This window comes from Nonomuraea antri, from assembly GCF_013283785.1.
GTDB lineage: Bacteria > Actinomycetota > Actinomycetes > Streptosporangiales > Streptosporangiaceae > Nonomuraea > Nonomuraea antri.
Window position 1 is genome coordinate 19,180 of sequence record NZ_JABCPZ010000115.1, and the last position, 13,683, is coordinate 32,862.

At 70.9% G+C, this 13,683-nt stretch carries 13 protein-coding genes; 10 read left to right on the forward strand and 3 right to left on the reverse strand.

Going from position 1 to position 13,683, the window contains the following annotated elements:
* Positions 1-21: 21 nt before the first annotated feature.
* Entirely contained in the window at positions 22-591 is a 570-nt protein-coding gene (locus HII36_RS31545) for a TetR/AcrR family transcriptional regulator (RefSeq protein ID WP_173526933.1), read from the reverse strand.
* A gap of 84 nt (positions 592-675) precedes the next feature.
* Here HII36_RS31545 and HII36_RS31550 point away from each other — a divergent pair, with 84 nt between their 5' ends.
* A complete protein-coding gene (locus HII36_RS31550) occupies positions 676-1,479 on the forward strand; it encodes an alpha/beta fold hydrolase (protein ID WP_173526934.1) in 804 nt (267 codons plus the stop codon).
* Positions 1,480-1,490: 11 nt separating this feature from the next.
* Here HII36_RS31550 and HII36_RS31555 read toward each other — a convergent pair whose 3' ends face one another.
* Positions 1,491-2,417, reverse strand: coding sequence for an ABC transporter substrate-binding protein (locus HII36_RS31555; RefSeq protein ID WP_173526935.1), 927 nt, complete (start codon positions 2,415-2,417; stop codon positions 1,491-1,493).
* Between the two features lie 217 nt (positions 2,418-2,634).
* Between HII36_RS31555 and HII36_RS31560 the strand changes: the two genes are divergently transcribed.
* From HII36_RS31560 to HII36_RS31590, 7 genes are all read left to right on the forward strand, one after another.
* Positions 2,635-3,969, forward strand: coding sequence for an ammonium transporter (locus tag HII36_RS31560; protein WP_328807971.1), 1,335 nt, complete (start codon positions 2,635-2,637; stop codon positions 3,967-3,969).
* Entirely contained in the window at positions 3,966-4,304 is a 339-nt protein-coding gene (locus tag HII36_RS31565; RefSeq protein ID WP_173526936.1) for a P-II family nitrogen regulator, read from the forward strand. Before HII36_RS31560 ends, HII36_RS31565 begins: the two co-directional genes overlap by 4 nt.
* The gene (locus tag HII36_RS31570) at positions 4,301-6,526 is read left to right on the forward strand and encodes a [protein-PII] uridylyltransferase (protein WP_173526937.1); all 2,226 of its coding nucleotides are present in this window, start codon (positions 4,301-4,303) and stop codon (positions 6,524-6,526) included. Before HII36_RS31565 ends, HII36_RS31570 begins: the two co-directional genes overlap by 4 nt.
* A gap of 224 nt (positions 6,527-6,750) precedes the next feature.
* Entirely contained in the window at positions 6,751-9,651 is a 2,901-nt protein-coding gene (locus tag HII36_RS31575) for a sensor histidine kinase (protein WP_173526938.1), read from the forward strand.
* A gap of 21 nt (positions 9,652-9,672) precedes the next feature.
* On the forward strand, positions 9,673-10,095 hold the full coding sequence (locus tag HII36_RS31580) for a roadblock/LC7 domain-containing protein (RefSeq protein ID WP_173526939.1): 423 nt from the start codon (positions 9,673-9,675) through the stop codon (positions 10,093-10,095).
* A 26-nt stretch (positions 10,096-10,121) separates the two neighbouring features.
* Positions 10,122-10,484: a DUF742 domain-containing protein gene (locus HII36_RS31585; RefSeq protein WP_173526940.1), complete on the forward strand. Its 363-nt coding sequence runs from the start codon at positions 10,122-10,124 to the stop codon at positions 10,482-10,484.
* A complete protein-coding gene (locus tag HII36_RS31590; protein WP_173526941.1) occupies positions 10,465-11,043 on the forward strand; it encodes a GTP-binding protein in 579 nt (192 codons plus the stop codon). The genes HII36_RS31585 and HII36_RS31590 overlap by 20 nt, the downstream gene beginning before the upstream one ends.
* 50 nt (positions 11,044-11,093) lie before the next feature.
* Here HII36_RS31590 and HII36_RS31595 read toward each other — a convergent pair whose 3' ends face one another.
* Positions 11,094-11,864: a TetR/AcrR family transcriptional regulator C-terminal domain-containing protein gene (locus HII36_RS31595; RefSeq protein WP_173526942.1), complete on the reverse strand. Its 771-nt coding sequence runs from the start codon at positions 11,862-11,864 to the stop codon at positions 11,094-11,096.
* 82 nt (positions 11,865-11,946) lie between these two features.
* Here HII36_RS31595 and HII36_RS31600 point away from each other — a divergent pair, with 82 nt between their 5' ends.
* Complete coding sequence (locus HII36_RS31600) at positions 11,947-12,885, forward strand: ATP-binding cassette domain-containing protein (RefSeq protein ID WP_173526943.1); 939 nt, start codon at positions 11,947-11,949, stop codon at positions 12,883-12,885.
* Positions 12,878-13,683: ABC transporter permease (locus HII36_RS31605; protein WP_236004050.1), on the forward strand; the 806-nt coding region annotated here is incomplete at its 3' end. The genes HII36_RS31600 and HII36_RS31605, both read left to right, overlap by 8 nt.

The window sequence follows — 13,683 nt, forward strand, 5'->3', positions numbered from 1 at the left end:
CGCCCCTCATGAGCCGGGGGCTCAGGGGGTGTGCAGGAGGCGGCGCAGGAACTCCTCGACGGCCGACTCCGCGGTCTCCTGGTCGCCGCCCATGGCCACCAGGAGCACGCTCTCGTTGATGGCCGCCAGCAGCATGTGCGCGTGCAGGTCCACGTACGCCGCCGGCACCGCCCCCGTGGCCGCCAGCGCGGCCTTGAGCATGCCGAACGCGTGCCGTTCCTCCATGGCCCGCCACCGCTCCCACCCCAGCACCGCCGGCGCGTCGATCAGCACGATCCGCCGGACGACCGGGTCGCGGGCGAGCCGGATCCAGGCCAGCGTGCCCGCGCGCAGCGCCTCGGCCGGGTCGGCGATGCCGCGCACCGCCTGCCGGATCTTGCCGCCGACCGCCGATTCCGTGGCTTCGAGCACGGCTTCGAACAGGGCGTCCTTGCCGGCGTAGTGGTGGTAGAGCGCGCCCCGGCTCAGGCCCGACTCCTGCAGGACGGTCTCGATCGAGGTGCCGTCGTAGCCGTGTTCGGCGAACAGGCGCGTGGCGATGGTGAGGACCTTGTCGCGGGTGGCCGCGCCGCGTTCGGCCTTGAGGTTCATGGGTTCCACTGTAGACAGACCGACCGTCAGTCGGTAATTTCATAGACCGACAGTCGGTCTGTAATCGTCGAAGGAGGAACACCAATGGACGGCATCTCCTACGTGGACGAGGGCCGCGGCCCGGTCGCGCTGTTCGTGCACGGCGCGGCCACCAGCTCGTACCTGTGGCGCAACGTGATCGCCGAGCTGCGCGGCGAGCGCCGGTGCGTGGCGATCGACCTGCCGGCGCACGGCGGGAGCGCGCCGCGCGACGACATGTCCCTGACCGCGCTCGCCGAGGTGGTCGAGGAGGTGTGCGCCGGGCTCGGCCTGGACCGGGTGGACCTGGTCGCCAACGACACCGGCGGCGCGATCGCCCAGCTGTTCGCCGTACGCCACCCCGAGCGGCTGCGCACGCTCACGCTCACCAACTGCGAGGTGCACACCAACGCGCCGCCCGAGGCGTTCAAGCCGGTCGTCGAGCAGGCCGCCAGGGGCGAGCTGGCCCCGCTGCTGGCCGCCATGCTGGACGACCCGCAGAGCCTGGCCGCCGTCGCGTTCGGCCCGTTCTACCAGCGCATCGACGACCCGGTGGCGCTGGTGGACAACTACCTGCGGCCCGTTCTCACCAAGCCTGGCGGCGGTCAGGCGTTCGAGCGCATGCTGGCCGGGATCGACGCCAAGGATCTGGTCGCGATCGAGCCGCTGCTCACCGTGCTGCCCGTCCCCGCGCTGGTGGTCTGGGGGACGGACGACGGCTTCTTCGACCTCTCCTGGGCCCGCTGGCTGCGTGACACGCTGCCCGGCGTGCGGGAGATCGTGGAGATCGACGGCGGCCGGCTGTTCTTCCCCGACGAGCGGGCCGGCGAGCTGGTCCCGCACCTGCGCCGGTTCTGGGCCGCCGGTTAGGCCGAAACGCCTCAGGCCAGCGGCGCGAGGTACTTCTCGAGGTCGTCCAGGATCTTGCCGGCCGCGGTGACGCCGATGCCCAGCATCCAGATCTCGTCGTCCACGTTGTGCACGTTGCCCGACTTGACGGCGTTCAGGTTCTTCCACAGCGGCCCGGCCGTCACCTCGGCCTGCGACTTGGCCGCGGCCTCGCCGTAGGCGCTGTAGAAGACCGCGTCACCGTCGGCCTGGCCGATGTTCTCCTGGCTGAGCTTGCCGAAACGCTTGTCCGGCTGGCTCGCGAGCTGCTGAACCTCGGGCCGCGGGATGCCCGCGTCGCCGCCGACCACGATGCCGCTGAAGGACTCGGGCCCGTACATGCGGATCTCGGTCGGCATGAAGCGGACGATGCTCACCTTCAGCTTCGCGAACTTCGACCCCACGCCCTCGGCCCTGGTCTCGTAGTCCGACAGCAGCTTGGTGGCCTGGTCCTTCTTGCCCAGCGCGTCGGCGTCGAGCAGGAAGTTCTCCTTCCACGTGATGCCGACCTTCTCCGTGAAGACGGTCGGCGCGATCTTGCTGAGCTTGTCGTAGAAGGCGGCCTGGCGGAACTTCGAGCCGAGGATGAGGTCGGGCTTGAGGGCCATGATGGCCTCGATGTTCGGCTGCTGCAGGGTGCCGACGGCCTTGGTGTTCGACAGCGCGGAGCCGAGGTACTTCGGCCACGCCTGGCTCTCGCCGGCCTGCGCGGCGCCGATCGGCGACAGGCCGAGCGTCACGAGGGTGTCCAGCTTGTCGGTGTCGAGCACGACCACCCGCTGGGGGGTCATGGGCACCTTCGTCTCGCCCATGGCGTGCTTGATCGTCCTGGTCGGGCCGGACTCACCGGCGGACGTGGCGGTGCCGCAGGCGGTGAGGGCGAGGAGGGGGAGCATGGCGGCGGCCAGGCGGAGACGCATGAGTCATTCCTTGATCAGTTAGGTAAGGCAAGCCTAAGTCTAGCTTGCGGGCTCACCAGGCCCCTTTGCGAGGGCCGAATCAGCGGTGTGAGACGCCCGAAACGTACTAGAAACACCCGTACGGCGAGATTCACCGGTGCGAAACACGCCTGGTCGAGCCACGAAACGGGGGGAGAACACGCTGTGGCCACACGTCACATGTAAGGAGGGTCGCGTCGTGAAGATCGATAGCGGCACGACAGCCTGGATGTTGGCGGCCACCGCGTTGGTGCTGCTGATGACTCCGGGCCTCGCGTTCTTCTACGGGGGCATGACCAGGGCCAAGAGCGTCCTGAACATGATGATGATGTCGTTCGCGGCCATCATCACCGTCACCGTCGCCTGGGTGCTCTTCGGCCACTCCCTGGCCTTCACCGACAACGGCAGCTCGCTGCTCAACAACTTCGTCGGCGGCTTCGACGCGCTCGGGCTGCAGAGCCTCGTGGACACGGCCACCAAGGACGACGGCACCGGCATGCCGAGCCTGGTCTTCTCCGCCTTCCAGTTGACGTTCGCCATCATCACGGTGGCGCTGATCAGCGGCGCGATCGCGGACCGGGCGAAGTTCGGCGCCTGGGTGCTGTTCAGCGTCATCTGGGCGACGATCGTCTACTTCCCCGTCGCCCACTGGGTGTGGGGCACCGGCTGGCTGAACGCACTCGGCATCGAGGACTTCGCCGGCGGCACGGTCGTCCACATCAACGCCGGCGCCGCCGCCCTCGCCCTGGCCCTGGTCCTGGGCAAGCGCCAGGGCTGGCGCAAGGAGCCGATGCGCCCGCACAACCTCACGCTCGTCCTGCTCGGCACCGGACTGCTGTGGTTCGGCTGGTTCGGCTTCAACGCCGGCTCCGAGCTCGCCGTGGACGGCACCGCCGGCCTGGCGTTCATGAACACCCAGATCGCCACCGCCGTCGCGGCCGGCGCCTGGCTCGTCGTCGAGAAGATTCGCGACGGGCACGCCACCAGCCTCGGCGTGGCCTCCGGCGCGGTGGCCGGCCTGGTCGCCATCACGCCCGCCTGCGGCTTCGTCGACCCGTGGGCCGCCATGGTCATCGGCCTGCTGGCCGGTGCGATCTGCGCCTACGCGGTCGGGCTGAAGTACCGGCTCGGCTTCGACGACTCGCTCGACGTGGTCGGCGTGCACCTGGTCGGCGGCATCGTCGGCGCGGTCTCGCTCGGCTTCCTGGCCGCCTACCCCTTCCTGGAGCAGCAGAACGAGGGCCTGTTCTACGGGGGCGGGCTCACCCAGCTCGGCCTGCAGGTGCTCGGCCCGGTCGCGGTCGGTGGCTACTCCTTCGTCGTCACCTGGGTGGTCGGGAAGATCATCGACAGGACGATGGGCTTCCGGATCTCCGCCGAGGACGAGCAGACCGGCATCGACGTCACCACGCACGCCGAGACCGGGTACGACCTGGGCACGATCTACTCCTCCGGAGTCAGCTCGCCGAACGGTCCGCTGACCCCCGCCACGAAGCCGGCCACCAAACCGGCCACGAAGAAGGTGGACGCATGAGGCTCATCACCGCGATCATCAAGCCGTTCAAGCTGGATGACGTGAAGGCCGCGCTGGAACAGTTCGGCATCAAGGGCATGACGGTCAGCGAGGCCAGCGGCTACGGCCGCCAGCGCGGGCACACCGAGGTCTACCGGGGCGCCGAGTACCAGGTGGACCTGGTGCCCAAGGTCCGCCTGGAGGTGCTGGCCGAGGAGGACGACGCCGACGACGTCATCGACGTCATCGTCAAGGCCGCGCACACCGGCAAGATCGGCGACGGCAAGGTCTGGTCCGTCCCCGTGGACACCGTCGTCCGGGTGCGAACGGGGGAGCGGGGACCTGAGGCCCTGTGAGGGGTGAGGCGCGTTCCTATGCCGCGGCCCGCAAGGAGCGGGCCGCGGACACCGACCGCTGGCTCAGGGAACTCTTCCGCACGGCGAGCGACGGCGACCGGGTCTCCCTGGTCGCCGTCGGCAGTCTCGGCCGGGGCGAGCTGGCCCCGGGCAGCGACCTGGACCTGGTGCTGATCCACGACGGCCGGCCCGACGTGGGACGGATCGCCGACCGCGTCTGGTACCCGATCTGGGACTCCGCCGTCGGACTCGACCACTCGGTACGCACCGTGGACGAGGCCGTCTCGGTCGCCAGGCAGGACCTCAAGGCCGTGCTCGGCCTGATCCAGGCCAGGCATGTGGCCGGAGACCCGGAGCTGACCAGGAAGGTCAGGGAGAGCGTGCTCGCCGAGTGGCGCGCGGACTCCCGGCGCCGGCTGGGCGAGCTGCGCGAGTCCGCGGACCAGCGGCTGCGGGTCAGCGGTGAGCTGGCCTTCCTGCTCGAACCCGAGCTGAAGGACGGCCGGGGCGGCCTGCGTGACGTCCAGGCCATGCAGGCGGTGGCCGCGGCGTGGGTGGCCTCGGCCCCTGGACCGCGGGCCCGCGAGGCGTACGAGCTGATCCTGGACGTCAGGCACGCCCTGCACGTGGTGACCGCGCGCGGCGCCGACCGGCTCGTCCTGCAGGAGCAGGACGCCGTGGCCGGGCAACTCGGCCTGCTCGACGCCGAGGCCCTGATGCGCAGGCTCGCCGAGGCCGGGCGGACGATCTCGCACGCGTTCGACGCGACCTGGCGCACCGTTGACAAGCTGCTGTCAGGCCCGGCGCCCCGGGGCCGCCGTCCGCTGGCCGACGGGGTGGTGGAGCACGGCGGGGAGGTGGTGCTCGCCCGCGGCGCCGATCCGCGCAAGGACCCGGTGCTGGCGCTGCGTGCCGCGGCCGCCGCGGCCGACGCCGGGTTGCCGCTCGCCCCCGCGACCGTCGCGGTTCTGGCCGCTCAGTCGCCTCCCATGCCGGTGCCGTGGCCGGAGGAGGCACGCGACGCGCTGGTGTCGATTCTCGGCGCGGGACGAGCCGCCGTGCCGGTGTGGGAGGAGCTCGACCAGGCGGGGATCATTGTCAGACTGCTTCCTGACTGGGAACGGGTGCGGCACCGGCCGCAGCGCAACCCGATCCACCGTTTCACCGTCGACCGGCACCTGATCGAGGCCGCCGCGAACGCCGCCGGGCACCTCCGCGAGGTCGCCCGCCCCGACCTGCTGCTGATCGCGGCGCTCTTCCACGACATCGGCAAGGGCTGGCCCGGCGACCACTCGGCCACCGGCGAGGTCGTGGTGCGCGACATCGCCACCCGCATCGGCCTGCCGCGGCCCGACGTCGACACGCTGGCCACGGTGGTGCGCCGGCATCTGCTGCTGCCGGAGACGGCCACGCGCAGGGACCTGGACGACCCGGTGACGATCGAGAAGGTGGCGGCCGCGGTCGGCTCGACGGAGGTGCTCGACCTGCTGGCCGCGCTGGCGGTCGCCGACGGGAACGCGACAGGCCCGGCCGCGTGGAACGCCTGGAAGGCCGGGCTGGTCGCCGACCTGGTGCGCCGGGTGCGCTCGGTGCTGTCCGGGTCGCCGCCGCCCAGGGCGCCCGTGCTGTCGCCGGAGCAGGCCGCGCTGGCCAGGCACGGCGGCGGCGCGGTGCGCGTCAACGGCGGCGCGGTCACCGTGGTCGCCCCGGACCGCGTCGGGCTGCTGTGGAGCGCCGCCGGCGTGCTGGCCGCGCACCGGCTCGTGGTGCGCTCGGCCTCGGCCGCCTCGGCGGGCTCGACCGCGGTGATCGAGTTCTCGGTGACGCCCGAGTACGGCTCGCCGCCGGACCCGGCCACGCTGGAATCGGACCTGCGTCTCGTCCTTGCCGGACGTCTTGACATCGAGCAGCGGCTGGCCCGCCGTTCCCGCTCTCAGCGCCCGCCCCGGGTACCTGTGGCTCCACCTCGGGTGACACTGGTCGACGACGCCTCCGCGACGGCCACCGTGGTGGAAGTCAGGGCCCATGACAGGCCGGGGCTCCTGTGGCGTATCGGACGGGCTTTCGGTGCGTGTGGTCTTGACGTGAGAGCCGCCCGAGTGGAGACTCTCGGCGCGGAGGCGGTGGACGTCTTCTATGTGGTTGACCGCGCCGGACGCCCCCTCAGCGACAGCGCGCAACGGACGCAGGTGCGCGACCAGGTGCTGGCAGCACTGCGATAACCAACAGCACACAACTGACGGTCACATTTGTAACGATTGTGTCCGATATGCCTGGTACGTCAGATGCTGCGGATACCTTGTGGACGGCTTGATGACCCGTTGGTGAACGGGACGATTGAGGGGTAGCGAAAGCAGTGACTACGGGGAACTCCGAGAGCGGCCTCGCCGCGAGGCGTGACCGCGGAAAGCGGTCGCTACCTCGGCTAGGCCTGCGCAACTGGCGCGTGAGATGGCGTCTCACCGCACTGATCCTGGTTCCGACCATCGCCGGCGTCGTGCTCGGGGGAGCGCGCGTGGTGGCCTCGGTCCAGAGCATCTCCGACTACGACCGCACCGCCGCCGCGGCGGAGCAGGCAGGTCACCTCCGCGATCTGGTCCAGGCACTCGGCGTGGAGCGTGACACGAGCGGCTGGATGGCCTCCAACCGCACCGCGCGCAAGAAGTACTCCAACCAGCTCACCGACAGCAAGAGCGCCGTCGACAAGCTGGTCAAGGTCGTGCGCGAAGACTTCGAGGCCATCGACGACTCCTACGGCGAGCGCGTCGTCAACCAGGTCAAGCAGGCCAGGTACGACCTCAGCCGGCTGGACAGGACCCGCGCGGAAGGCGCCAGGCTCTCCGGCCGCTACGACTCACTCAACGACTCCCTGCTGCGCCTGCACGACGAGCTGTCCCTGCTGAGCGACGACTCGCAGATCGTCGGCCAGACCCGCGCTCTGAGCGCGATCGCGCACGCCAAGGAAGAGGTCTCCCGCCAGCGCGTGCTGCTGCTCAAGGCCTCCTACAACGTGAACTCGGTCGACGCCCAGGAGGTCGAGCGGTTCATCGCCTCCAACGCCCGCCAGCAGAGCGACATCGCCACCGTCAGCCAGGAGGCCGGTGCGACGATCGGCCTGGAGCTGTCCAACAAGCTCATCGGCAAGCCCGAGTACGTCAGCACCCAGCTCACCAAGGCCCGCGCCATCACCCTGGCCAGCGGCCGCGCGCCGGGCGCCAGGATCGCCGACAACCTGATCTCGACCAGGGCCAACGCGCAGAAGGAATGGTTCGACGAGAACGCCGTCACCATCGACACGCTGCACGAGATCGAGAAGAAGCTGGCCGCCCAGGTGAACCTGCGCAGCCAGGAACTGCGCGGCGCCGAGATCCGCAACGCGATCATCGCCGGCGCCCTGATCCTGGCGCTGCTGCTGCTCGTCCTGCTCCTCACCGTCGCCATCGCCCGCTCCATGGTCAGCCCGCTGCGCCGGCTGCGCACGGAGGCCCTGGAGATCGCCGGTTTCCGGCTCCCCGACGTGGTGCGCAAGCTGCGCGTCTCCGGTGACGCCTCGGTCGAGGTGAACCCGATCGAGGTCGAGGGCAACGACGAGATCGGTGAAGTGGCCCGCGCCTTCGACCAGGTGCACCGGCAGGCCGTCCGCCTGGCCGGTGAGGAGGCCGAGCTGCGCAGCAACATCAGCTCGATGTTCGTCAACCTCTCCCGCAGGACCCAGACCCTGGTGGAGCGGCAGATCTCGCTCATCGACGGTCTGGAGAAGGGCGAGCAGGACGGCGCCCGCCTGGCCGACCTGTTCAAGCTCGACCACCTGGCCACCCGCATGCGCCGCAACTCCGAGAACCTCCTGGTCCTCGCCGGCCACGAGGCCACCCGCAGGCGCAGCCAGCCCGCCAAGCTCGTCGACGTCGTCCGCGCCGCGCTGTCGGAGGTCGAGGGCTACGAGCGCGTCCAGGTCCGGGTGCACCGCGCCACCTCGGTCCAGGGCAGCGCCGCCAACGACCTCGTGCACCTGGTGGCCGAGCTGGTCGAGAACGCCATCCAGTTCTCGCCGAGCAACTCCCAGGTGACCGTCACCAGCAGCATGATCGAGGGCGGCGGCGCGCTGCTGTCGGTCAGCGACGCCGGCATCAGCATGACCGAGGAGGAACTGGCCGAGGCCAACCGCCGCCTGGCCGAGCCGCCGGTCGTGGACGTGTCGGTCTCCCGCCGCATGGGCCTGTTCGTGGTCGGCCGGCTGGCCCTGCGCCACGGCATCAGGGTCCAGCTCAGGAAGGGCGACGACGCCGGACTGATCGCCATGGTCCTGCTGCCGCCCGCGCTCATCCCGGACGGCTCCCAGCAGCAGCCGCTGCCGCAGCGTCCGGCGTTCGGCGGGGGCACCGTCCCCGCGCAGAGCATGCCGTCGCCGAACGGATCGTTCCGCTCGTTCGGCAGCTTCGACTCCGTCGACGGCACCAGGCCGCGCGGCGACTCCTTCGACCCCAAGCGGCCGCGGACCGGCTCCTTCGACGCGCCGCTGCCCAGCATGGACTCCTTCAACAGCGGTCCAGGGCAGTCGGGCACGTCGTACAACGGCTTCACCGCCGACACCGACGGCGGGTCCTACCGCCGTCAGCAGAGCTTCGACTCCGGGGCCTACCCGTCGTATCCGAGCCCCGGGGCCACGGGATCGTTCCCGTCCTACCCGGCCATGGGCGACGGCGCGTTCCCGACCCCGCCGCCCGGGCCGCCGTCAGGACCCGTCTCGGGGCCTGTTTCCGGGCCGCCGTCCATGCCGCCGTCCATGCCGCCGTCCGGGCCGATGACGGGCGCGCCGATGGCCTCCCCGTACGGCACCGGTGAGCTGCGCAAGCCCGAGCCGCCGCCCTCGGTCGAGGTCTCGCCGATGGAGCCGGAGGAGGAGTTCCTGCCGATCTTCGCCTCCGTCGAATCGGCGTGGTTCCGCAGGCCGCCGGGCGAGAAGCCGGTCGCGGAGAAGCCCGCGGGCGAGGCGAAGTTGCCGGCCGAGCCCGGCGAAGATGAGCCCATACCCGTGCAAGCCGTACCCTCTGGGGAGGAAGCATGGCGGACGGCCGCCGACGCCGGATGGCGGGCGGCGGCCAAGGCCAGCGAACCGAGTCTCGGCGGCATCACCGCCGCCGGGCTCCCGAAGCGCACCCCGAAGGCGAATCTGGTTCCCGGTACCGCGAGCCAGCCCGCGCAGCCGCAGCAACAGCAGCAGCCGCAACGGCAGGCGCCGGTGCCTCCGGTCTCCGCGGACCGGATGCGCAGCCGGATGGCCAGCTACCAGCAGGGTGTGCGCCGAGGCCGCCAGGAAGTACGTGGACAGGAGGAACAGAGTGAGTGAGCGTCCCGCTGGGGAGGATGCGTGACTACCCTTAGCCATGAGGCGCATCGGTTCGACTGGCTGATCACCGATTTCGTGCGCAACACCCCCGGGGTGGCGCACGCCGTGGTGGTCTCGGCCGACGGGCTATGCCTGGCGAGCTCGGAGGGCTTCCCGCCGGACCGGGCCGACCAGCTCGCGGCGGTCTCCGCGGGCCTGCTGAGCCTGACCGTGGGCGCTTCGCGCGTGTTCGAGGGCGGCGCGGTCTCGCAGACCGTCGTCGAGATGCAGCGCGGCCTGCTGCTGGTCATGGCGATCAGTGACGGCTCCGTCCTCACCGTTCTCGCCGGGCCCGACTGCGACATGGGGCTGGTGGCCTACCAGATGACGCTGCTGGTCGACCGGGCCGGGCAGGCGCTCACGCCGGCGCTGCGCGCCGAACTCCAGGCCGCCAGGACGCGGTGATGTTATGGAACTGATGGGAGAGGGCCGTGTACGGCGCTGACGGAACCGGGGACGACGAGCCCCTGTTCCGTCCTTACGCGGTGACCGGCGGTCGTTCCGAGCCGCGCTATCACCTGGCGATGGAGACGCTGATCTCGTCCATGTCCATCCCGGACGACGAGATGGCACTGCTCACCCCCGAGCAGGAGGCCATCATGCAGCTCTGCCGGTCGTTCCGGTCGGTCGCGGAGATCTCGGCCCTGCTCCGGGTCCCGCTGGGGGTGGCCAGGGTGCTGGTCGCGGACATGTCCGACGAAGGACTCGTCCGCCTGCACCAGCCGCGCCTCAGCCAGGGACAGCCAGACCTCAACATGCTCGAAAGGGTGCTCAGTGGACTTCGCAGGCTCTAGCCCGGGGCTCACGTCGACGAAGATCGTCGTCGCCGGTGGGTTCGGCGTCGGCAAGACGACGTTCGTGGGGGCGGTGTCCGAGATCCTCCCGCTGACCACGGAAGCGGTGATGACCGACGCGTCCGCGGGCATCGACGACCTCGGCATGACCCCGAACAAGCAGACGACGACCGTGGCCATGGACTTCGGCCGTCTGTCGCTCGACCGCGACCTGATCCTGTACCTGTTCGGCACGCCCGGTCAGCACCGGTTCTGGTTCATGTGGGACGACCTGGTACGCGGCGCCATCGGCGCGGTCGTGCTGCTCGACACCCGGCGTCTGGCCGACAGCTTCCCCGCCATCGACTACTTCGAAGAGGCGAAGCTGCCGTTCGTGATCGGGATCAACGGCTGGGACGGCCAGTTCCCGCACACCGACGACGAGGTGCGTGAGGCGCTGGCGCTGTCGCCGCACGTGCCGATCGTGCGCACCGACGCGCGTAACAGGGAGTCGGTCAAGTCGACGCTGATCTCGCTGGTCGAGCACGTCGTCCGGCTGCGGGCGGTGCCCGCGCACTAGCCGCCGGCCCAGGTCCCGCGGCTCCCGATGACGGCCGCGGCCGCCATCGCTCAGGCGTCGCGGTCGCGGTCGTCCACCAAGGCCTGGATGCCGTCGAGGACGCGTTGGAGCCCGAACTCGAAGGCGTGCTCGGCGCTGTAGGCCCCGCCCAGCGCCTGACCTGCCGCCTCGCCCACCCGGGCGGCCGTGGGGAAGCGGCTGGTGTCGGCGATCCTGCTCAGGAAGGGCGCGTGCGCGGCCCACCACTGCTCGTCCGACATGCCGGTCTGGCTCTCGGCCTGCGCCGCCTCCACCGCGCCTCTGGCCGTGCCGTGCACGAACCCGGTGACCAGGGTCAGGACGGCGTCCATCTCGACGTCCGACAGGCCGATGCCGTCGATGGCGCGCAACTCGTAGTCGTATTTGGCGGTCACGTTCGGGCCCAGGACCGGGCGGCTCGCCGCCACCTGCAACAACCAGGGATGGCGCAGGTAGAGCGCCCAGTTCTCCCTGGCGATCTGCTCCAGCCGCGTGCGCCAGCCGCCCTCGACCTCGTCGGGCCTGGCGGTCTCGCCGTAGACGGTGTCGAGCATGACGTCGAGCAGTTCCGGCTTGCCCGGCACGTACGTGTACAGGGACATCGTCCCGACGCCCAGCTTCTCCGCCACCCGCCGCATGGACAGGGCCTGCAGGCCCTCGGCGTCGGCCACCGCGATGGCGGCCCGCGCGATGCGGTCGACGTTCAGCTCGGGCTTGCCCTTGCGGCTGGCGCGCTCGCTGGTGCGCCAGAGCAGGGCGAGGCTGCGGGCCGGATCGCCCTTGCCTGAGTACTCAACGGTCACACCTCCGTACGGTACACCGTACGGTTGCCTTCTCTGAACCGTATTGTGTACGGTACGACGTACGAGTCACGAAGGAGGCGGTATGACGGCGGTGTCGGCGCAGGGGTTGCGCAAGACGTACGGCGAGAAGGCGGCGCTCGACGGGTTCGACCTGGAGGTGCCCGCGGGCACGGTCTGCGGGCTGCTCGGGCCCAACGGCGCGGGCAAGACCACGGCCGTGCGCATCCTCACCACGCTGCTGCGGCCCAGCGGCGGCCGGGCCAGCGTGGCGGGCTTCGACGTGCACGACCAGCCCCGCCAGGTACGGCGCAACATCGGCCTGGTCGGCCAGCACGCGGCGGTCGACGAGCTGCTGACCGGCCGCCAGAACCTGGAGCTCTTCGGCCGCCTGTACCACCTGAGCCCGCGCCAGGCCGGCGCCAGGGCGGCCGAGCTGCTGGAACGGTTCGGCCTGGAGCACCCCGGGCCGGCCAAGGAGTACTCGGGCGGCATGCGGCGCAGGCTCGACCTGGCGGCCGGCATGATCCTCGCCCCGCCCGTGCTGTTCCTGGACGAGCCCACCACCGGGCTCGACCCGCGCAGCCGGGCCGAGATCTGGCGCGCGGTGCGCGACCTGGTCTCCGACGGCACCACGGTGCTGCTCACCACCCAGTACCTGGAGGAGGCCGACCAGCTCGCCGACCGGATCTCGGTCATCGACACCGGCCGGGTGGTGGCCGAGGGCACCCCGGACGAGCTGAAGGCCAAGCTCGGCGGCGACCGGGTGGACGTGGTGATCCACGACGCCGCGCGCCTGCCCGAGGCGGCCGGGATCGTGGCCGGGCTGACGTCCGGGCCGGTCGAGACCGACCAGGACACCAGGCACGTGAGCGCCCCCGTGGCCGACCGGGTGCGGACGCTCACCGCCGTGCTGACCGCGCTGGCGGCGGCCGGGATCGACGTCGAGGACGTCGCGCTGCGCCGGCCCACGCTCGACGAAGTCTTCCTGAACCTCACCGACGCCGGAGGCCCCCATGCCTGACCCGACCACACTCGACGGACCGATGACCCGCGCGCGCTGGGCGCTGTCCGACGGCTGGACGGTCGCCCGCCGCGACCTGATCCACTGGGCCAACCAGCCCATGACGGTCGTCTTCGGCGTGGTCGTCCCGGTGGTGATCACGCTCGCGTTCGGCTACCTGTTCGGCGGCGCGGTGGACGTCCCCGAGGGCGCCGACTACTTCGCCTTCCTCATGCCCGGCATGTACGGCATGACGATGCTCTTCGGCCTGAGCGCCACCATGGTCGCGGTCACCACCGACGTGGCCAAGGGCGTCACCGACCGGTTCCGCTCGATGCCCATGGCGCCCTCGGCGGTGCTGATCGGCCGGGCCGTGGCCGACCTGCTGAACTCGGTGCTGATGCTGGCCGGGATGCTGGTGTGCGGGCTGGCGGTCGGCTGGCGGCCCGCCACGCTGTCCGGGGCGCTGGGCGCGGTCGGGCTGCTGCTCCTGCTGCGCTTCTCGCTGCTGTGGATGGGCATGTACCTGGGCCTGCTCACCAAGGACCCGGGCGGCGTGGTGGCCATCCAGACCCTGGAGTTCCCGATCGGGTTCCTGTCGAACGCGTTCGTGTCCCCGGCCACCATGCCGGGGTGGCTGGGCGCGATCTCCGAGTGGAACCCGCTGTCGTCCACGGTGGCGGCCGCCAGGCAGCTGTTCGGCAACCCGGGGTGGGGCGGGGAGTCCTGGGTGGCGCAGCACGCCGTCCTGATGGCGGTGCTCTGGCCGCTGGCGATCACGGCCGTCTTCTTCGTCCTGTCGGTCCGCCTGTACCAGCG

What these genes read in the sequence shown, in the direction of transcription:
- HII36_RS31545 (WP_173526933.1), bottom strand. Translation starts at nt 591, where the DNA reads ATGAACCTCAAGGCCGAACGCGGCGCGGCCACCCGCGACAAGGTCCTC.
- HII36_RS31550 (WP_173526934.1), top strand. Translation starts at nt 676, where the DNA reads ATGGACGGCATCTCCTACGTGGACGAGGGCCGCGGCCCGGTCGCGCTG.
- HII36_RS31555 (WP_173526935.1), bottom strand. Translation starts at nt 2,417, where the DNA reads ATGCGTCTCCGCCTGGCCGCCGCCATGCTCCCCCTCCTCGCCCTCACC.
- HII36_RS31565 (WP_173526936.1), top strand. Translation starts at nt 3,966, where the DNA reads ATGAGGCTCATCACCGCGATCATCAAGCCGTTCAAGCTGGATGACGTG.
- HII36_RS31600 (WP_173526943.1), top strand. Translation starts at nt 11,947, where the DNA reads ATGACGGCGGTGTCGGCGCAGGGGTTGCGCAAGACGTACGGCGAGAAG.